This window comes from Paenibacillus sp. PK4536, assembly GCF_028594455.2.
In the GTDB taxonomy this organism is placed as follows: Bacteria; Bacillota; Bacilli; order Paenibacillales; family Paenibacillaceae; genus Saccharibacillus; species Saccharibacillus nuruki.
In genome coordinates, this window is record NZ_CP126313.1 from 3,836,474 (window position 1) to 3,857,351 (window position 20,878).

The 20,878-nt window shown below is 40.7% G+C and carries 15 protein-coding genes; 1 reads left to right on the top strand and 14 read right to left on the bottom strand.

Annotated elements, in window-relative coordinates; all coding sequences use genetic code 11:
- Positions 1-15 precede the first annotated feature (15 nt).
- The 12 genes from PO903_RS16995 to PO903_RS17050 form a co-directional block, all read right to left on the bottom strand.
- The gene (locus PO903_RS16995; RefSeq protein WP_273594673.1) at positions 16-2,148 is read right to left on the bottom strand and encodes a glycoside hydrolase family 6 protein; all 2,133 of its coding nucleotides are present in this window, start codon (positions 2,146-2,148) and stop codon (positions 16-18) included.
- Between the two features lie 475 nt (positions 2,149-2,623).
- Positions 2,624-3,589, bottom strand: coding sequence for a glycoside hydrolase family 12 protein (locus PO903_RS17000; RefSeq protein ID WP_069328286.1), 966 nt, complete (start codon positions 3,587-3,589; stop codon positions 2,624-2,626).
- A gap of 364 nt (positions 3,590-3,953) precedes the next feature.
- Positions 3,954-5,984: a Na+/H+ antiporter gene (locus tag PO903_RS17005; RefSeq protein WP_273594058.1), complete on the bottom strand. Its 2,031-nt coding sequence runs from the start codon at positions 5,982-5,984 to the stop codon at positions 3,954-3,956.
- Between the two features lie 191 nt (positions 5,985-6,175).
- A complete protein-coding gene (locus PO903_RS17010) occupies positions 6,176-7,075 on the bottom strand; it encodes an ABC transporter permease (RefSeq protein WP_273594059.1) in 900 nt (299 codons plus the stop codon).
- A gap of 14 nt (positions 7,076-7,089) precedes the next feature.
- Positions 7,090-8,025 carry an ABC transporter permease gene (locus PO903_RS17015; RefSeq protein WP_069328283.1) on the bottom strand — a complete coding sequence of 312 codons (936 nt, stop codon included), beginning with the start codon at positions 8,023-8,025 and terminating at the stop codon, positions 7,090-7,092.
- A 10-nt stretch (positions 8,026-8,035) separates the two neighbouring features.
- Positions 8,036-9,682 (bottom strand): ABC transporter substrate-binding protein, encoded by a 1,647-nt coding sequence (locus PO903_RS17020; RefSeq protein ID WP_273594060.1) that lies wholly within the window; start codon positions 9,680-9,682, stop codon positions 8,036-8,038.
- Positions 9,683-9,694: 12 nt separating this feature from the next.
- Positions 9,695-11,026 carry an LLM class flavin-dependent oxidoreductase gene (locus PO903_RS17025; protein ID WP_502921652.1) on the bottom strand — a complete coding sequence of 444 codons (1,332 nt, stop codon included), beginning with the start codon at positions 11,024-11,026 and terminating at the stop codon, positions 9,695-9,697.
- Positions 11,027-11,085: 59 nt separating this feature from the next.
- Positions 11,086-12,300: a M20 metallopeptidase family protein gene (locus PO903_RS17030; protein WP_069328280.1), complete on the bottom strand. Its 1,215-nt coding sequence runs from the start codon at positions 12,298-12,300 to the stop codon at positions 11,086-11,088.
- Positions 12,301-12,518: 218 nt separating this feature from the next.
- The gene (locus tag PO903_RS17035; RefSeq protein WP_273594061.1) at positions 12,519-14,144 is read right to left on the bottom strand and encodes a sensor domain-containing diguanylate cyclase; all 1,626 of its coding nucleotides are present in this window, start codon (positions 14,142-14,144) and stop codon (positions 12,519-12,521) included.
- A gap of 127 nt (positions 14,145-14,271) precedes the next feature.
- Positions 14,272-15,219 (bottom strand): NAD(P)/FAD-dependent oxidoreductase, encoded by a 948-nt coding sequence (locus PO903_RS17040; RefSeq protein WP_139129255.1) that lies wholly within the window; start codon positions 15,217-15,219, stop codon positions 14,272-14,274.
- Between the two features lie 247 nt (positions 15,220-15,466).
- On the bottom strand, positions 15,467-17,533 hold the full coding sequence (locus PO903_RS17045) for an ArnT family glycosyltransferase (protein WP_273594062.1): 2,067 nt from the start codon (positions 17,531-17,533) through the stop codon (positions 15,467-15,469).
- A gap of 291 nt (positions 17,534-17,824) precedes the next feature.
- Entirely contained in the window at positions 17,825-18,505 is a 681-nt protein-coding gene (locus tag PO903_RS17050; RefSeq protein ID WP_069328277.1) for a pectate lyase, read from the bottom strand.
- Positions 18,506-18,925: 420 nt separating this feature from the next.
- On the opposite strand from PO903_RS17050, the gene PO903_RS17055 reads away from it, so the two are divergent.
- Entirely contained in the window at positions 18,926-19,399 is a 474-nt protein-coding gene (locus tag PO903_RS17055) for a hypothetical protein (protein ID WP_069328715.1), read from the top strand.
- Positions 19,400-19,504: 105 nt separating this feature from the next.
- Here the strand turns inward: PO903_RS17055 and PO903_RS17060 are convergent, their stop codons facing one another.
- Positions 19,505-20,002, bottom strand: coding sequence for a metallophosphoesterase family protein (locus PO903_RS17060; protein ID WP_273594063.1), 498 nt, complete (start codon positions 20,000-20,002; stop codon positions 19,505-19,507).
- Positions 20,003-20,812, bottom strand: a complete 810-nt coding sequence (locus tag PO903_RS17065; RefSeq protein ID WP_273594064.1) for a (2Fe-2S)-binding protein — start codon at positions 20,810-20,812, stop codon at positions 20,003-20,005.
- Between the last annotated feature and the right edge of the window lie 66 nt (positions 20,813-20,878).

Here is a 20,878-nt window from a genome sequence, read left to right on the forward strand (position 1 = left end):
CATCATGCTTATTTATTATTGCGCTACACCCCATGTTAATGTATTGCCTTTGTACAATGTTACTTTGTTCCAATCTGCATACGAAGTCTTGGTTGCGTCAAAAGAATAATCGTTGCTTTCATCTAGTGGAGACCAATCATTTTTGGCCATACGTAGTTGAATATCGCCTGTCTGTGCACTAGGTTGAAGTGCTCCAGCGCCAGCAGTAAAGCCTACTTCTACGTAATTAGGTGTAAAGGTAGTTGTTACGTTGCTTTGACCTACTTGCGCCCAATCGACCCAAGCAGTCATATCTGCTGATCCTTCTTTAGAGAAATAATAACGCAATTTGAGATCGCTAAGATTGACAGCCGCTGTACCATTGTTTTTGATATTAAAATAAGGTTTGATCTGGCTATCATTAACATTGGTATCTCCCGCACGATACTGAACCACAAGATCACCTGCTGGTGTAGGTGTTGGTGTCGGTGGGTCTGTTGGTGTTGGCGGTGTAGTTGTAGTCGCTTGTGGCTTAGCACTCACCACAGACGAATTTACACTTGAACCTGCTGTGTTATTTGCAGTAATAGCATAATAATACGTTGTTCCATTTGTAACTGCTTTGTCTGTGTACAATGTGGTTGTAATATTAGCACCTACAGTAGTTAAAGCTCCTGTGGCACTCGTTCCTCTTTTCACCGTATAGCTAGTAGCTCCTGTTGCCGATGACCAGTTCAATTTGACTTGACCATCTTCAGCAGTTGCTTTAAGACCTGTTGGTGCAGTAGGAACCGTTACTGGAACTGGAGTTGTAGGTGTTGTAGAACCGCCTACAGCTGGATAAGAATTGTTGATTAACATCACGAATTGATCATGGAACCAAGCACCAGAGATAGGAGCGTTAGGCAATGCACCGGTTAATACGCCATCGGCTGTTGTAAATGTAGGATCACACATACGGTCAAAGCCTTTGCCTTCATTGTTCGGAATCAGTGAGCTAGAACCATCGGATTCACCTGGAGGTTTAACCCATACATACGCATCCAAGTGAGCACCTGGAGCTGATGTTGGAGCTACACCAATACCTGCTCCACTAGCATTACACCAGTTACCACGGTGATCGCGGCGGTCTACGCGTCCAGAGTTCACATAGGTATTGATATCATTTCCGATAGCGGCAACTGGACGGTTAGGTCCACCCCATCCGTTACGGCCTGTATCAATCAAGAATCCAATCCCACTTGGCCAGCCTGCACTGACAAAATCCTTATACAATGCGCCTGTAAAATCAGTTTCGTCAAAGTAAGGATTCCATTCGTAGAATTTGGAAGATTTGATCGGTTGTCCACCGACATTTAGATCAGGATTAGGAAGATTAGGTTCATTCAGCGGTGTTGTATTCGCTGTGTTAGTTACAAACCCATCTACACTCGCAAGACCTGCTGTTGTAGATTGCACCACTTTAGTATACAAAGAGACCGTTGCTGTACGGTTGTTATCCCATCCCAACCAACCGGAGTGACCGATATCAAGGTAATTGTATACATTTGGGATTGCATGAAGTTTGTTTAAAGCGTATTTTACGCCCGCTTCATAGATTCCAGTTGAACTAGCTTGAGCACAACGTGCATCACTCAAGTTCGTCACCAGATTGGGTAAGCTATCCGGTTCGATTACGTTTACAATACGAATATCTTGATATTTAGGATTAGCGAAAATATCGGCAATCACATCAATATATTCTGTTTTGTATCGTTCTAACCCTGCCGGTGTTAAAGGTAGTTCGCCATTAGAAGCTAAAGCATGACAATCCCGTCCAGGAAGATCATAAATTACAAAGCTTGCTGTAATCGGGGTATTTCCTTTTTTCTGGGCTAACGCTGCATCCAAATGAGCTTCCAAGCTAAGACGACCTGCATTGTTCGCACCACCGCCTATCGCGTCAATCCGATCTAACCAGACGGATGTAGGATAGGACTTTATGGTTTCCATTTTTGCTTTGAGTGAAGCATCACTTACTTTCGCAATTGAGGCATTAACTTCTTTGGCATAATCAGGATTCACATACGCAGTCGCGCCAACAAACGGATTATCGACATGGGCTTCAGCATAAGCTGCTGGAGTAGAAAGTACAGGCAAAAGACTTCCAGTTAATAGTGAAACGGCCATCGTGTACTTCAATGTTTGCCAGATACTTTTTTTGGATTTCAAAAAATTCACCTTTCTTTCTTAAGTAATTTGGGTGGATCATGTGTATCCATTCGAAAAGTAAGCGTTATCTTTTTGGCTTACGTTTGCTTGTTCCCCTTCTGAATCACCTCCTCAGGGCTGATTATACTGAAAGTTTTTACTGGTGTAAATTGGTAATTATGGATTTAATTTGTTTATAACATTCAAAAATGTTAACGTTTTCATCTGTTTTTTTATATATCACAATGACACATATGTTAGTTTACGCGGAATTCATTTATACGCTGTTTAAGTAAGCCACCTTTACCATTTCCTAATTACCATATAATTCCATGTAATTTTTTCACTGTCAAAATGCAAAAAAAGTGCTTCTCTCACCCGTAGGCAAAAGAAACACTTTGATTTTATTCAGAAATGATATAAATTTTAGTACTATTTTAGTTCGAAAATGATCTTATTGAGCTGTAATCGACCAGTTTGTCACATTCAATTTACCGCTACCACTCATCACATCTGTACCGAATTTCACGCCACTTACATAATCAAAGGAGTTCAATTCGTTACGATCTAACAAGTTTTTGATAAAGGTAGAGATGTTCAAGTTTACGCTATCTGCATTCTCTGTTCTTACAAAAGTATATACATTTCCATTCATACTATTGAAGTTCGATTGACCTTCCATATCACTATTCATACCTTTACGATACACATCCCAATTAGCGCCATCTAGACTCACTGTGCCTAGAGATTCGCCCCATGTTGCTGTGGTCGTTTTCATATCTTGGTTTGTTGTTGAAGTAGAATCATTTTTATTCTCGACTACAGTTGAAGCATTCTGTGAAGTAGAAGTGACTAATTTTACAATATCAGAAGGTTGAGACTCTGCTCCTGCCCACTGCGTATTATGGATAAATACCGTATATCCTGTGCTATAATCACCTGTTGCTTCTTCAGTCGAATAGCTCACTGAAGTATTGATATCTTTCATTTGGCTTTGACGAGAGCTAGAGCTACTACTATTACTGCGTCTGTTCTCGTTGTCTTTATAGATTTGGACAGGGAAGTTACCTGCATTCTCATAACCTGGTGTCCAGTTCCAACCGTAAGAGATTGCTGGAGAAGATTGTGTACCTGTCATGTCTGCTGCATATGCCCAGTTATAACCGAAAGATGAATTGGTATCATAGAAGATCGACTGCGCAGAATCTTGATTTTCACCAGTCATCGTACTATTTGAATTATTCATGCCCGACCAACCTGTATTCGCTAGATAACCATTCGTACCCAGACTATAACTGCCATTTACATTATTTGAAGTCTCAGCTGCTGCTGAAGCTGCACCGGGTAGAAGTAAAGAAGCACTGATTGCAAACGTAGCTAATGCAAAAATAGGTTTTTTGAATGTCGTTGATTTTTTCATGATGTTACCTCCAGTAGAATTATAGTTAGTGAATATCAGGAAAAAATGCTATCGATATAGATCAAGAAAGAACGATCTATTTTTAACTGTGCACAAAAAAAGCACAGTATAGACCACAGAAGAATATGTATCATTCTTGTTCTCTCTATTTCAAATGAAGAGATCGTTTATCCCAAAGCATAATACGGTATGTACTACCATCATGCTTCGAGATAAACGCTTCATTTGGATAAATCTTCTTTAACGTAGAAGATAATATATCGACTACTTCCTATTTATAACTTACCCAACACCGGTTCAACATAACCGAATTTGATAACCATTTTTTGTAAAAATATCATTTCGTCTTAAATTTGACATACTTTTAATTTTCCATCAGTATCCACTTTTCTAAATCTTGAACAAAATGTCTCATTTTACGAGCGTGTTGACGGTCAATTTCTCCACTTTCATACAGTTCTTGTACTTTATCACGTTGATTTTGGATCGCTGTCGTAATTAGATCTAGTTTTCCTTTATCTAGTGTAATATCAGGTAGTGATTGCCCTGTCTGGTACTGAATGGCATGAATCACTTTTTCATAACGAGCTATAATTTTGGTCGAAGCTGTTCTGTTATCTGGAGTCATCTGTTGCTGAATCGCTTCAATAGCCGCAATCGATGTATGCAGTTTTAACTTTTTCAGCATATGTGTTCGTGCTGCTTCATCATTCGGCTCTAACGTTTCATGCTGTTCTGCATTGTTCAGTGGAATCATCCCTTTCCACTTGTCCAGACATTCTGCTATACCCGTATCTGATCGATCTCGAAGAACTGTTTCCAGACGATCTAGTCGATATTCGAAAGTCATCGCAATCTCTGCGGTGATCTCCCCGCGATTACGTAACCGTCTGACTTCTGTACGTTCAGCTTGAATACCGTGCAGATAAATCTCCATTTCCTGTGGTCCCATACCGTTAATCTCCATGATCCGCTTTTGGAACACATCGCTTTTGGACATATAGCCTTTCACTTCAGCGATAAGATTACGAGCGGCATCACGGTTGGAATCGTTCATATTAGAATGAACCGATTGTACAGCCGCTTCTAAAATTTTGAGTCGAATATCTTTTTCTGATTTTTTCTTTTTATCAGCAAGCGTCACTACAGGTTCTGGATCAGAAGATAATAATGGCAAGAAAATACTCGCTAAGATCAGACTCAGTAGAATAACTCCTGCTGCAATAAATAAGATCAATTCCCGTTCTGGAAATGCAGTCCCATCATTTAATACATATGGAATAGAAAACGCAGCTGCTAAGGTTAAGGCACCCCGAACTCCAGATAAAGAAGTTAATAATATCCCTCTAAGGCTAGGTCGATTGGATTCGGAAGGCGCTTGTAACAAATAGCGTACACTCCAAAATGCATAAATCCAGATAAAACGTAGCACATACAGAAGTAATGTAATAAGTACGACATAACCCAGTACTCTTCCGTTGTCGAAATTGACATTTTGGAATATAGTTCCCATCACTTCTGGAATCTGTACACCAAGAATCATAAATACCAGACCATTTAGTACAAATACAAGCACAGACCATGTACTGGTAGACACTAATTGCATTTTAAGTTGTACAGATTCGGCACGATCACGCTCCATCGCATGAACAATACCCCCGGCAACAACAGCTAAAATACCAGATACGCCAATTTCTTCGGCGAGTAAGTAGATTACAAATGGAGTGAGAATTTGCCACAATACATGCACCGTAATATCTTCCATTCCCCAACGTCGTAACCACACCTGACAACGAATAAGGATAAAAGACATCAATGCGCCAAGAGCCAATCCGCCCAAAGCCACAAGCACAAAGCTAAAAGAAGCTTCCCACCATGAAAAAGCACCGGTGACTGTAGCTGCTACAGCAAATTTAAAAGCTACCAGACCGGAAGCATCATTGAGCAAAGATTCCCCTTCGAGTAACCGATGAATAGATTGTGGTAAATGGACACGCTTTGCGAGCGAACCTACAGCGACTGCATCGGTAGGCGATAGTATAGCCGCTAGAGCAAACGCTGCGGGTAATGGAATACTTGGAATTAGACTATGAATGGCATAACCTGCAATCAATACCGTAGCAAATACAAGCCCAAAGGCTAGCGCTATAATGGGGACTCGCAGATTCCATAACTCATCTCTAGGTGTACGCCGTCCATCGTTATACAATAATGGCGCAATAAATAGCACAAGGAATAATTCAGGATCAAGAGGTAACTCTACGCCTACGATCGAGACAATGATCCCGAGTGCAATTTGGAATAAAGGTACTGGCACCAAAGGAACCAGTCGATTCAAAATATTAGAAATACCAATCATTAAAAGTAAGACAAGTACAGCGATAAAGTACTCCATAGCCTTCCCCCTCTTTATATTCTAGTCGATATGGAATAAATCTTGTCATTATTCCCCTATACAGTCAAGAAAGAAACAATCTTTTTTCACGCCAAAGAACGTATACATCACAACCTCATCCTATGACGGACTTTGTTGTAGCGTATACGCTCTACTTTTTTCACATGGTATAGACTCAAAATTATCTATCATTATAGATAAGAACTTTGGGGATCTAACCGATCTCTGAGATCATCTCCTATAATATTGATCGCAAGTACAAATACAGTAATAGCTAGTCCGGGGAAAGTACAAATCCACCATGCTACAGTTAGATAGCCTCTACCTTGAGATAAAAGTGCACCCCAATCGGGAATCTCATGGATCACACCCAAGCCTAGAAAGCTAAGCCCTGCGCCTGTCAGAATCGCTGTACCTAGACCTAGCGTTCCCATCACTAGAATCGGTGAGACTGCATTAGGAAGAATATGATTCCAGACGATACGCAGTCCAGAAGCTCCTAGAGAGCGAGAAGCTTCTACATACCCTCGACTACGCAGACTCACCATCTGACCACGCATCACACGCGCATAACCGGGAATCGCCGAGACAGAGATCGCAATAATAATATTCAGCAATCCCGGACCCAGTGCAGCCGCAATCGCTAAGGCTAACAACACACCGGGAATAGTCATTAAAATATCTATAAAGCGCATTACGATCGTATCCAGTATGCCCCCAATATATCCTGCCAATGTGCCTAGCAATACGCCTACAAGTACACCTATAACGACCGAGCTAAATCCGATTAACAACGAATCCCGAGCGCCATAGACTACCAGACTGAATATATCTCTTCCAAAATAATCAGTACCTAGCCAATTGATAGCATTAGGTGCTTGTAAAATACGATCGGCTACCATGTCTACAGGTGAATATGGAGCAATCCACTGGGGCACAAGCGCACAGAGTACAATAAATGCAATAAGAGCTAATGCGATATACCACATATAACGAGTCGTTGTTGCTTGCCATGATAACTTTTTCGATCGTACCGTAGAAGACGATTCATTTTGCCAGTCTGTTGTTAATGTTGGTGTTGCCTGCTTCATAGATACCCTCCCTTTTATCTCGAAGTACTCGAACGACGGATACGAGGATCAATATACGTATATGAGATATCTACCAGTAGATTAATAACTACGTATAGAATAGCTGTAAAAAAGACAACTCCTTGTACTACTGGAATATCACGTGCCATAATCGCATCTGCTAGAATCCGTCCAATACCTTGTCTGGAAAAGACCGTCTCGATTACTACCGTTCCGGCTAGCATTTCTCCAATCTGCATACCGACGACTGTCACCACAGGAATCAGTGCATTACGTAGAGCATGCTTATACATAATCACATGACGTGATATTCCTTTTGCCCGTAAAGTCGTGATAAAAGGTTCACTCAGCACTTCCAACATACTATTACGCACCATTCGAATCACAAAGCCTGCTCCGACAATCCCGAGCGTAATCGCAGGCAGTACCAGTGTCGATATCCCTTCCGAACCCATTGCCGGGAACCAGCCCAATTGAATAGAAAAGATCAAAATCAGCAAAATGCCTGACCAGAATGTAGGCATCGAAATTCCGAATAAGCCGACGGTTCGTGCTACAATATCAATCCAACCGTTACGATGAACAGCCGATAATATACCAAGCACTACACCAATGATGACAGCTATACATGTACTGGATAAAGTCAAAATCAATGTAGACGGAAAATTCGCTAGGATTTTGGGTAATACAGGATCAGAATTCACCATCGATACGCCAAAATCACCACGTAACATATCTGCGAGATAATGACCAAATTGAATATAAAATGGCTGATCTAATCCTAACTGTACCCGTAGGTTTTCGATCATTTCAGGTGTAGCATATGTGGGATCAATCATTGATAGTACAGGATCACCGGGTAGCAAGTAAAAGATCGCAAATACCAATGTTAATGATCCTACAATAACCAGTAACGATGAGATCGTGCGTGTTATGATCGTCTGTACCATAGATCCCTCCTTATCCTCCGATACGTACATCGTTAAATATCGGATAACCTAGATAATCAAATGTAATGCCTTGTACAGTCTTCGATGCTGCTATCGTATACGGGAAAATGTAAACAGGAATAATCACAGACAGTTCGCTAATACGTTGTTGTACCTTGCGATAGATTTCAGCACGTTTGTCTTTATCTTTTTCAATAGCTCCTTGTTCTAGCCATTGATCGACTTGCGGATCAGATAACCCGGGTAATGTCGGACGGGCTGACGGATCAGCAGTATGATAGAACGCCGACAATGCATTAGGATCAGAATTCACCTGACTATTACCGTACAGATCGTACTCTCCATTTTGATAGACTACTGTCGCAATATCTTTAGTAATATTGACTTGCACATCGATACCGACAGGCTTTAATTGCTGTTGGATCATCGCCGCAATATCATTGCGCTTTTCTCGGTTAGGAGAACCGTCTACATATTTGAGCGTGAGACGCTTGCCGTCTTTGACACGGATACCATCTTGCCCTTTCACCCATCCCAGTTCATCTAGCAGAAGGTTAGCACGAGCTAGATCAGGTTGGATTTTATTTTCCAATGACTCATCGTAACCTAGAATGCCTGGAGTCAATGAAGACCATGCGCGTTCATACGTACCTAGATATAACGTTTTGACGATCGCATTCACATCAATCGCAGATTGTAGAGCTTGTCTTGCTTTGACATCATCCCACGGAGCATGACGTTCATTGATAAATAAGGTATATGGTAAGCCGAGTGTGTTGGCTTGCAATAACTGAAGATCCGGGCTGTTTTTGAGTGCCAATATATTTTGTGGAGGTACTGTCTCAGCAGCAAGTACCTGCTTACTTTGTACACTACCGATCCGTGTCGCTTCTTCAGGAATAATTGAGAATGTAATGCCATTGATATAAGGTGTGCCTGTATTTTTCACGGTTTCAGGAGCCCATTTGTAATCCGGATTTTGGTTTACTTGAATGAAAGTATTGTCTTTCCAATCAACATATTGATAAGGACCTGAACCGACAGGATGCTTACCAAATTGTTCGCCTTCTTTTTTCGCTGCTGTTGGAGACACGATCCCTAGCATGGCTTGACTAATATTACCTAGAAAAGCTTCGGAAGGTGTCGATAGATTCACTTGCACGGTATATTCATTGATCACTTTAGACGATTTATAAGGACGAATAAGTGCTAGTGCATTGGCTGCTTTGGTCGCTGGATCGATCACACGATCAAAGTTGAATTTGACTGCTTCTGCATTAAAAGGAGTGCCGTCGTGAAACTTCACATCTTTGCGTAATTTGAATGTATAGCTTTTGCCATCTTTGGAAGTTGTCCAAGACTCTGCAAGCCAAGGCTTAATCGAACCATCGGCGGTCTGCAACACAAGACTATCGTACAATGTACGCATCACCCTCACCGATACCGCTAGACCACTACGATGAGGATCAAGTGTATCGGGTGAAGTGGCTAGCGCATATGTTAAATTTCCTCCATTAGCTGTAGCATGGCCTTGAGCACTACTTTTCTCTGCTGCTACGCCTCCGCAACCGGATAATACCAATGATAGAGCTATCAATAGAATACTTGCAGTCCATCCTAACGATGCAGGTAAATACTGTTTTTTAGTATGTGCCATAAGTGATTCCTTTCACCGTGTAACCGGAGAGGTATGTGGAGTATAACGATTAGCTGGAATATTCAGCCCTAGATTACCTCGCAGCGTATCTGCTTCATATTCGGTACGATAAAGACCTCGGGCTTGCAAAATAGGAACAACTTGATCAATAAATTCAGCTAATCCTTGCGGGGTACCTCCGCCGACAATAAATCCGTCTGCCGCTCCTGCTTCAAACCACTGTTGCAACTGATCTGCCACATGCTCTGGAGTTCCGATAAAGGTAGGTCTAGGTGTTGCCGCTTGTAATGCAACTTCTCGTAGTGTTAGCTGATGTTGACGAGCATTACGCTTGATGCTGTCTGTTGTACTACGGAAACTATTTTCACCCAATTCACCTAACTCGGGAAAAGGTTCATCTAAAGCATATTGACTGAAATCGTGATGTTCAAAATAACGACCCAGATAATCTATCGCATTTTCAATCGTGACTAATTTCGCCACCTGCCAGTATTTGCGTTCTGCTTCTTCATCTGACTGACCCAGAATGACACTAATTCCCGGTAAAATGAGTAATTCATCTGCTGTACGCCCATATTGTGCGAGCCGACCTTTAAGATCACGATAGAAACCAACTGTTTTTTCCAGACTATCATGACGAGTAAATACCGCATCAGCTTCTTTAGCCGCCAAATTTTTACCATCTTCAGAAGAACCTGCTTGGAAAATAACAGGCTGTCCTTGACGGGATCGTCCAATATTGAGTGGCCCTTGTACTGAGAAATGTTCACCTTGATGATGAAGGGTATGCAGTTTATCAGGATCAAAAAATACTCCTGATTCTTTATCCCGTACAAAAGCATCCTCTTCCCATGAATCCCATAACCCTTTGGTCACTTGTAAATACTCATCGGCGATCTTATATCGTTCAGGATGAGAAGGATGTTCAGGCTTACTATAATTGCGCGCTGAACCTTCAAGTGGCGAAGTAACTACATTCCATCCTGCTCGCCCACCACTGATATGATCGATGCTTGAGAACTGTCTAGCTACTGTAAAAGGTTCGCTATATGATGTGGATAGTGTACCGACTAAACCAATACGTGAAGTAATCGCTGCTAGAGCAGATAATAAGGTGATCGGTTCAAAGCGATTCAGAAAATGAGGAATTGATTTTTCATTGATATACAGACCGTCTGCGATAAATAAAAAGTCAAACTTGCCCGATTCTGCTTTTAACGCTTGTTGACGATAATAATCGAAGTTAATACTCGCATCAGCAATCGCTTCTGGATGTCTCCAAGCTGACATGTTACCGCCTACACCTTGAATAATAGCTCCTAATTTCAATGTCTTTTGAGTCATGATCATCCACCCTTTATCTTTAATAGAATTGATCTATAGCTTGTAAGTCATTGTTGTGATCAAGTCAGTGCATCTAAAGCAAACTGAATATGCATTTTGGTTCCTAAAAGAAGAACCTGTTCATCGATATCGAACTTGGGATGATGTAAAGGATACGCTGTTGTCGCTTCTGGTGAACGGCAACCGATAAAAGCAAATACCCCCGGACGATGCTGAGTGTATAGGGCAAAGTCTTCACCGGCAAGAAAAGGTTGCTCTAACGTCAGTACATGCTCTTTACCAAAAATAGGTTCTGCCGCTTTCCTAGCTGTTTGTACGGCTGAAGATTCATTATTCAGTACCGTACCGGTGCGCTGAGTTATGGTTGCTTTTCCTCCATGCAGGCAAGCAATACTATGGGCATAATCAACAATTGCCCGAGTGATCCGCTCTACTGTTTCTGTTCGAAAAGCACGAAACGTTCCCGTCACTTCACTTTCGCCTGCAATCACATTTTTGACAGTGCCTGCATGTAGTGTTCCAAAAGATAGCACTTTGGCTTCGCTAGGATTAATACCTGTTGTCATAAAAATCTGCATATCATTTACAAACCGTGCCGCCATAATAATAGCGTCTGACGATAAATGAGGAGCACTATGATGACCTGAAGTCCCTTGAAAATGAACTGAAAAGTGACAAGATGCCGCCATTGCCGTCTCTTCATGAATCCCAATACTCCCTACAGGAAGATCAGGCCAGACATGCATTGCGAAAGATTGCGACACTCCTTGCAAAATACCATCTTCGATCATATCTCGTCCGCCACTAATCCATCGTCCATCAATAGGTGAAAGCAGTGCCCCTTCTTCAGCCGGTTGAAAAACAAACTTGATCGTTCCACGAATCTGTTCTCGATGTTGACTTAATACTTTAGCCGCACCAAGCAACATTGCTGTATGAGCATCATGACCACAAGCATGCATATAACCTTCACGTTGAGATCGGTACGGATACTGATGTTCTTCTTGAATCGGTAAAGCATCGATGTCTGCACGTAATAGAATAGTCTCGCCTGGTTCTGCGCCATGCAGGATACCTACTATTCCTTTGCCAAAATGCTTACCCACGCCATGTTGTACGTCCAATCCCCATTTGCGTAATAGTCCAACAATCAGTGTAGTCGTATGATCAACATCGAAAAGAACTTCAGGATAAGCATGCAATTCGCGGCGAATACGAATCACGTCCGATTCAAGCGTATCCGGCAAAGATAAAGCTATAGCAAGTTCACTCATCCTCTAGATCCTCCCTCTTTTTTTCTAATGTCTTTAATTCCTATCTACTTAATTGGTATTGTCACATAAATGTAGACCTAATCGGGGATAAGGTCAATGAATTCGCTTATAGATAAGATTGATACAGATATAGAACATATCAATCGGATCGTTTAAATGAAAGAAAAGCATACATAACAAAAAAAGCCTGCTCACGATCTCACGTGAACAAGCTTTGGTTATACATTGATTTCTTCAGGAGTCGGTTCTTTTTCTACTTCTTCAGCAACTTCTATCGGTTGGTTGTAATAAATCGTTGTTCGATTTCTACCTTCACGCTTAGACGTATACATTGCTTCATCCGCATGACTAATCAGATCATCTGGAGTTCGACCATGTTCAGGGAAAGCTACCACTCCACTAGACACCGTAATTATTTCACCTGAAGGACTCACCGTTCCTTGAAGCAATTCACGCAATCGTTCTGCTACAATATAAGCACGAGTCACATTACATCCACGTAGTAAAATACCGAATTCTTCCCCACCGTATCGAAAACAAACGTCTCCTTCACGTGACACGTTACGCATAATGACCGCTAAAAATTGCATCACTCGATCTCCGGTAAGATGACCATACGTATCATTCACTCGCTTGAAACGGTCAATATCTAACATGACCATGGCAAAAGGTTCATCTCCAATACACCATGCTTCGAGTGTCGAATCAAAGTTACGACGGTTTGCAAGCCCTGTTAAACCATCCAGAGCCGTTTCATTTTTTAGTTTCATAATGTACTTCTGTAATTGACGTGTAGTAAATCGAATACTTTGATACAGGACTTTCACTTCATACGTTCCCGATTTCATCGGCGGTAAAGCTTCACTACGCCAATCATTGACCATCCGGTTCGAATATTCAGCCAATACGTGCAACGGTCGAACAGCCAAATACGTAATAATCCAACCTGCCGCTAACGTAATCAGCAATAAAGGCAAAGATAACAGAATACTCTTCTGCAATAATTCACGCAAAGGAACATCAATCACCGATGCAGGCGTTTGGACAATCACACCCCAGCTAGTTTTCATATTATAAGCATAGCCAGTATAGAAGGTCTGATCTTGTTGATCGGTAAATTCAATTTTGCCTGCTAGACCTGCCATGACTTTCCACACTGCTTCATCCGAAGCTTTGCTTACTCCGACTAAGTTGATATCCGGATGGAAAATAATATTCCCTTTAGGCCCGACAGCATAGATATACGAACCATCCGAAGAATAATCATGTTCTAAAATACCTTGTAATACATTTGATTTTTGCAAATAAATCGTTCCGGCAATATACCCATAATAACGTTCTTGCTTATCAAATAAGGGACTGGTTACTAATACAATCCATCTACCATCTTTACTTCGAAAAGGCTCAGTGATATGAGGAATACGTATCTCTAACAACATATTGTTGATAGGTCCACTTAATTGTTGCCCTGCTGTGACACCTGATGTAGCAGGTACCGTATTATCTACAACTAACTTCTTATTTACAATGACAATCGAATTAAAGTAATTTTTGTTATTAGAATACAAATCTTCTAACAAATCTTGATCGATTTTACTTCCACGTTGCCATATTGTAGCGAGTCCATCGACACTTTCTTGCATTGTATCTAACACATTACCCGCAGCATTAGCCAGTTCACTAGCATGCTGGTAATTGCTTTCCAGATAATTATCAACAAGCGCTTGTTTACTGACCAGATAAGCGGAGTAAACAGAAATAATCATCGTGAGTAGGATTGAAAAAACGATGATAGTGCTTACAATGGTGACAAGCTTGAATCCCTTTTTAGGATATAAACGCAATATGACACCCCACCTGACCGATTAAATAGTAATCCATCTCAATTTTAACACAACCGTTTTCACAAAAGAAAGCAAAAGCGCACTTAAAGTGTCTTTTGCTTTCTAGAATATTATAGAAATATAGTTATTAATTTACTGTTTGCTTTTGTGGAGTACTTTTCATTTTTAATAATGTTTTATTAATCCATATCGCCGCTTGTGCTCCTTCGCCCATAGCAATATTCGCTTGTTCTGAATGTGCCCCTAGATCACCAGCAATCCATACATTTTCAATATTGCTCATTTTAGAGCGTGGATCGGTCTCTATATGATGATTATGAATCGTTTCTACACCTAATTGCTCGGCAAGCTCTGAATTGACATGATTTCCGCCAAAAGCAATAAATCCACGTTCCACTTCAATGGTCTGTCCATCTTCTAGCTCTACACTATGGATAATACCACCTTCATGATAATCCACTTTAGCTACAGCCGATTCGATATACGATATTTGTTTGTCTTGTAAATGCTCCATCGTTTCTGGACGGAATGGCTTGGATTCATGATTGATATAGATTAAGTCAGAAGTACGCTCTGACAGAATAAGAGCCATTTGTGCTCCTGCTTCTCCTGCACCGATCACGACTGTACGACGATCTTCAATCTCATAACCATCACAATCCGGACATACATATACACTATAACCTAATGTTTCAACTAATCCCGGTAATCGTGGGAAACGGTCAATTAAGCCTGTAGCTAACAATAGCGTTTTGGCTTTATAACTTTCTCCTTGTGCACCTTTGAGTAGAAAATGATCTTCTTTTTGTTGAGCTTCCAAAATGCGATCTTCATGAAATTGTACACCTAATGGTTCTGCATGTTCACGTCCAAGCTTACGCAACTCTTCGCCTGAGACACCATTTGGAAATCCAAGAATGTTTCCGTAGTTCTGGCACAAAGTAGAACGTCCATGTCCAGCGTCAATCACCAGTACTTCATGTGCAGAATATCTGCCTAACTGAATAGCCGCCTGTAATCCTGCAATGCCTCCACCTACAATAATGCAATCGTATAATGTGTTATCACTAATCATAAATATTACCCTCCTATAGTCCTTTTTTCTTTTTATAATCAACACTGACTTTGGTTTCTCCATATAGATCATTCACGTACAAGTGTACGTTAGTAGATGTTCGATACTTACTTACATTTAAAAAGATCGTATAAGATAATATGTAAACCTCTTATATATTATGAAACGCAATCGAATCAATATTACAAAAATCCTCTTCTTCTGTAGAGTGAATCTACAAGAAAAAGAGGATAGTATTTATACAATCTTATGAATTAATATCTGTTGGTGTAATTTCATACAATGTGCCACTCATCATCCCACCGAATCCACCGCCATTATGGGTACGATTCATCCCATTTAGAGGGCTGTTCATAGTAGAACTTGTAACTTTAGTATTATTAGCTCCAGAAAGGCTATTTTGTAAAACCGTACTGGTCGTATCTTGCCACTCTTCCGTAGGAACTTCTGTGCCGTGTGCTTTAATCCATGTGATCACTTCACTAGCTTCACCACCACGACCACCTATACCATTGATCATAAAGTATTTGATTTCTCCTTTGCTGATCAAATCTTGTAAAGAATCTACGGTGAGAATCGGATCACTGCCTCCGAATCCACCCATTGCCATCACAGGCTTGCCTGTTTGGATAATATAAGGAGCAGCTGTACTTGCATTAGATACAGCGAATAGATATTTTTCCCCTGTATTGTGTTCCATCGCATATTGTAATAATTTCTCATTGGCACTCTGATACATACCGCCACGATTAGGCGTTCTCGCAGGAGGTGTTTCTCTGGGAGCTGTTAGACGAGCAGAAGCACCTCCGAATCCCCCCAATCTTTCTTTCGCTTCAGGGCCACCTGCTGGAATAGCTACGTTGCCAGTAGCATTTACAATAGAGAACGATGACCAATACATTGGAGTTAACATAAGAACTGCCATCGCCATAGAAGCTAGATACGCTTTTCTTTCTTTGAAGATAGAACGACGTTTGCCTAAGATCAAGCCTATCGTCAACCCTAATCCTAAAATGCCAATAATATAAAACCAACTTGAACCGATCGTTTCATTAAATGGATAGATCACATACAGTTGAAAAGCAGTTGTCACTGCCATATTGATAGGCAACAACCATGATAGCCATCCACGCTCTTCACGATATAATTTCCATTGAGCTATACATCCTGTTGCAGCTAGTACAGCGACAGGTGGTGCTAACATAATCAGATAATATTGATGGAAAAATCCTGCAATACTGAAGAAGCCAGCAACAGGAAGTAACCATATCACCCAGAATATCGTCTCTAGATGATCTGAACGACGCCATTTTCGGCGTAAACCTGCAAATAATGCAATCAATGAGATGATCGCAAATGGTAATAATAGACTTGCTTGACCGGAAAGACTGGATTGAAATAAACGAAGCGGGCCTGCATCGCCAATATTAAACATCGTTCCTGTATTTCTACCTCCGTCTGGAGGAGCAATCTGACTGCTGTTCAGCTCATTCGCTGGTGCAAGTACAGACGTCTGTCCGGTTAGACGATTCAGTCCATTATAGCCAAAAGCTAATTCCATCACAGAGTTTGTCTGACTACTTCCTTCATAAGGTCGCTCACTAGCCGGTACACTATCGACTACCATTGCCCATGATACCGAAATACCTGCTAACAATACCGTTCCGATCGCTAGAACAGATAGTTTCTTTTTCCAATGAACTTGGTAAGCCAAAAGATAAAATACATATAAGGCAGGTAAGATCATATACGCTTGTAGCATCTTGACGTTAAAAGCAATACCCACCATCGAAAATCCGGCAATAATCCATAGTGCTTTATGTTGCTTCACGCCTTTGAATAACATCCATGTTGCTAGTAGCAAACAGAATACTAATAGACTATCTACATTATTGGAACGTTGTACGGCTATTGCTACAGGGGTGATCGCCATCATTAGTGCTGCTAAACGTGCTGTAGACGTTCCAAAAGTGGGTTTGACAATAAGATAGATTAGACCTACCGATCCGACACCTGCTAATGCCATCGGCAATGTGACGCTCCATCCATGCACTCCAAAAATAGATGCAAATAACGTCTGCACCCAGAACGCTATAGGAGGCTTATCAATCGTTACAAATCCTCCGGGATCAAATGAAGCATAGAAAAAGTTATGGAAACTTTGAAGCATACTGGTTACTGCTGCTGTATAGTAAGCATTCGCATTTCCGTTTTCCCAAATCTTCCATATGTTCAGAAAAGCAGAAAGGATTAAAATAAAAATAAGTGGGATATCTATCCTCAATTTGGATACTGTATTTGCTCTTATTTCCATAGGTGTTCCTCCCCCGACTATAAATAGTACATGTATGTTTTTTATGTCATTTCATTGTGTAGGATAAACCTTAAATTCAGATCATGAATTACTTAAAAAAAGATTAAATATGCAATTTCTGTGATCCATAAAGCATAATTATGCACAAAAAAAGAACCTCCTAACTCACTACGATGTGAGTTGGAGGTTAACTGTTCTATTTATAGTAGCAAAGGGGGATTTGCTAAGAACAAGGACAAATCAGGGTTAGAGTTGGGAAAACATGTACGCCAATAACTGGATCGTTAACTATTAGTATTGAGTGTTACCACTTTCCGTAATGTTTTTAACACCAATAAATTTAGTGCCTACATTGTGGTAACGGGTATTCGTCATTTTCACTGTACTTGTTGAACTATCTGTACGGAAAATAGCTTCTTTCATATCAGAGATATCGCAATTGTCGATTGTTACATTCACTTTGAATGTACTTCCGCCCAATTGACGAATAAATTTACCTGCTTTGGAACCTTTAAAGTTACTCACTTTAAACGTAGAAGCAGCATTGATTTGGAACATTTTATCGTCACCATTGGTAGCTGAACCGCCTTTAAGCGTAACTGTTCCGCTCTCTTTGATTGTCATTGCATCTTCACCGATATCTTCCCAGACAATGTTCTCCAGAGTGGCGTTGCCATAAGTATGTACGCCATCAGCCGCTGGATAACCCAGTACTACATTTTTTAATGTGCCCCCATTTTCAACACGGAAAATAGGTTTTTGACCTTCTTTTTGACTGCCATCTCCAAGAGCACTTCCTGCGATGAAACGTGCTCCTTTGCCATCATACACTTCCCCTGCTTTCACGATAATGGTAGTGTTTTGTACTCCTGCCGCTTCAACAGTTGTTGTTGGTACAGCAGTTGTCGGCACAATTGTAACTACTGATGCTAACAAAGTAGCCGCTAAAGCTGTTGTTAACCATTTTTTCATCAGTGATATCGCTCCTTTTGAAGTATAATATGCAACCTGTTACTTAAAATCATGTTTATCAGGTTTAAGTTAACGATATCATCGAATAATAGTTCTATCTATATGAATATAAGGAAATATTTAAGTTATAACTCTATAATTATATATCTTATGTAAAAATAAAGTCATTTTTCCTTATAGTTATAGAACTATTGCATTGTTGATATCGGTATATTCGTTATGCAGCCTACATTATTTCTAATTACTTATATTAATATTATGGAAAATATAGTAATATTAGGATGTAAAATAATAACGCTTACTTTTTAGTTGTGATAACAGCTTGTTTGCTACTTGAGTAAGGAGGTGATCCTGGAGGTTCCCACTCGCTATTGGATTTGTAGTAGAAATATATCTTTATCTTATCAAGGAGGATATGTTATGAACTATTCAAAATATGCTACATCAGTAATAGGATTGATCTTAACGATGACGTTCTTTATTTCTCCCACTTCGATGATGGCGATGGAGCACAATGAGATCCCTTCATCTAGCGAAAATACGATCACACCTTCATTATATGCAGAAGATGATTTCCCAGGATCGATGGATCAAAATAATCGTGTGTATTACAGTCCTAGTATTGGCCCGGGTGGCAATGTAGATGCCGAGATTTCTGTTACATTACTGCCAGGAGAGCGTGTATTCATGACCTATGAATTTTACTCATGGTCTACTGAAAAATGGACACCTGTCGTCACAGAGATTATTGACGGCAATCAAGGTGGATTTTTGCATCGTATATTACCTCTTTCTCCTAACGATCCTATACCGGGTCTGTATCGAATTACGTTATCCAGTGATAGTACACGCTCCATCTCAAGTTGGATTCACCTAGAGTATTCCGCATGGTAAACGACTACTTTATCCTGATGTAATACGTAAATAGGCATCACGAAAAGGGTTGATGATTTGAGCGACATACGCTCATCATCAACCCTTTTATATAGGATCTATAGATTATTCTTTATCAAAAAAGAAATGTTCCGCAGATACTTGATCGCCCTCGATCGTGATCTTACCATAAGAGTATCGAGGTTCACGGCGCTTGTCTGTCGGCGAACCCGGATTGAATAGTAGGATATCTTCCCGCACTTCAGACAATGGTGTATGCGAGTGTCCAAATACAATAATATCTACTGCTTCATTAGGAAACGTATTAAAAGCACGATCCGGTGTCGTCCCTTTCCATCCATCTCCATGCACCAAGCCAATTCGCTTGCCGCCCACTTCAATAATCTTTTGTAGTCCTAATCGCTCCACAATCTCTGATCCATCATTATTACCTGCGACTGCTTCGACAGGCGCTAATTCAGACAACTTCTCATAGACCCACCAATCACAGAAATCTCCTGCATGCAAAATCAAATCTACCCCTTGTAAACCTTCTAATACATGATTAGGCAAATGACGATTGCGACTGGATAGATGGGTATCCGATATAATTCCAATAATCAATTAAATCCCCTCCTTTTGTTGATAAGCATGACGACGCTCATCTCTATCGGTTTCGCTAAGCTTCGGACAAGAGAAACAATAATCCCCGTCATCCATCCGATGATATAGACAACAAGCACTTTTTAGTGGAATCTGTTGATCTCCTTGAATACTGGTCGTATAACGAGTCCGCATATTCAATGGATTCACCGTTAATCCAAAAGGTTCAGCACTCATTTCAGAAGTCACATACCGATGATCATCTTTAATATGCTCTACAATCTCTGGTGAAGATGCTTCTTGTTGCCATGTCTGCACAAAATAATTGAACTGACTTGGAAATTGACGCCAGAAGACACGCGCATGAGCTCCTGTGACCGCAGAGATCGCTTCGACTATAGGACGAAGCGTTTGTTGGTACAACTGTTCTAAATGAGTCTGACGGAATAAGGCTCGTTCCTCCGGTGCATCCGGCCCTTGCTCTTCACCCCATTGCTGAAGTCGAAAAGCAAACTGACAATATCCATTACTCTCAACCATATCCATAATTAAATTATCCGGCTCAAGTGCAATACTCTTATTATAGAAGGAAAGATAATATTGCCCTGCTAATGCGATTCGACCTAACCACGAACAAAAAAATGTGCCCGCAGGTTCGGTATCCGGTGCTTTTAACAAAGGAGCATAGAACTGTAAAAACTTCTCCATCCCATCCACTGTACTCAACTCTGTAAAAGAAGCACTATATATCGCATCAGGATGTGGTTCCATGATGATATAAAATTTAGCTTTTAACATGTCATGATCTAAGCTAAGTTCCATGCTGTCCATACCCTTCCTCTAGTAAGATTCATTATCATTTATCCTATACCAATCTCTGTGATTCTTCAAATCCAT

Excerpts from the sequence above, each read along its gene's own strand:
- PO903_RS17055 (WP_069328715.1), top strand. The coding sequence starts at position 18,926 with ATGAACTATTCAAAATATGCTACATCAGTAATAGGATTGATCTTAACG.
- PO903_RS16995 (WP_273594673.1), bottom strand. The coding sequence starts at position 2,148 with ATGGCCGTTTCACTATTAACTGGAAGTCTTTTGCCTGTACTTTCTACT.
- PO903_RS17000 (WP_069328286.1), bottom strand. The coding sequence starts at position 3,589 with ATGAAAAAATCAACGACATTCAAAAAACCTATTTTTGCATTAGCTACG.
- PO903_RS17065 (WP_273594064.1), bottom strand. The coding sequence starts at position 20,812 with ATGGACAGCATGGAACTTAGCTTAGATCATGACATGTTAAAAGCTAAA.
- PO903_RS17045 (WP_273594062.1), bottom strand. The coding sequence starts at position 17,533 with ATGGAAATAAGAGCAAATACAGTATCCAAATTGAGGATAGATATCCCA.
- PO903_RS17040 (WP_139129255.1), bottom strand. The coding sequence starts at position 15,219 with ATGATTAGTGATAACACATTATACGATTGCATTATTGTAGGTGGAGGC.
- PO903_RS17025 (WP_502921652.1), bottom strand. The coding sequence starts at position 11,026 with ATGACTCAAAAGACATTGAAATTAGGAGCTATTATTCAAGGTGTAGGC.
- PO903_RS17015 (WP_069328283.1), bottom strand. The coding sequence starts at position 8,025 with ATGGTACAGACGATCATAACACGCACGATCTCATCGTTACTGGTTATT.
- PO903_RS17030 (WP_069328280.1), bottom strand. The coding sequence starts at position 12,300 with ATGAGTGAACTTGCTATAGCTTTATCTTTGCCGGATACGCTTGAATCG.
- PO903_RS17005 (WP_273594058.1), bottom strand. The coding sequence starts at position 5,984 with ATGGAGTACTTTATCGCTGTACTTGTCTTACTTTTAATGATTGGTATT.
- PO903_RS17010 (WP_273594059.1), bottom strand. The coding sequence starts at position 7,075 with ATGAAGCAGGCAACACCAACATTAACAACAGACTGGCAAAATGAATCG.
- PO903_RS17050 (WP_069328277.1), bottom strand. The coding sequence starts at position 18,505 with ATGAAAAAATGGTTAACAACAGCTTTAGCGGCTACTTTGTTAGCATCA.
- PO903_RS17020 (WP_273594060.1), bottom strand. The coding sequence starts at position 9,682 with ATGGCACATACTAAAAAACAGTATTTACCTGCATCGTTAGGATGGACT.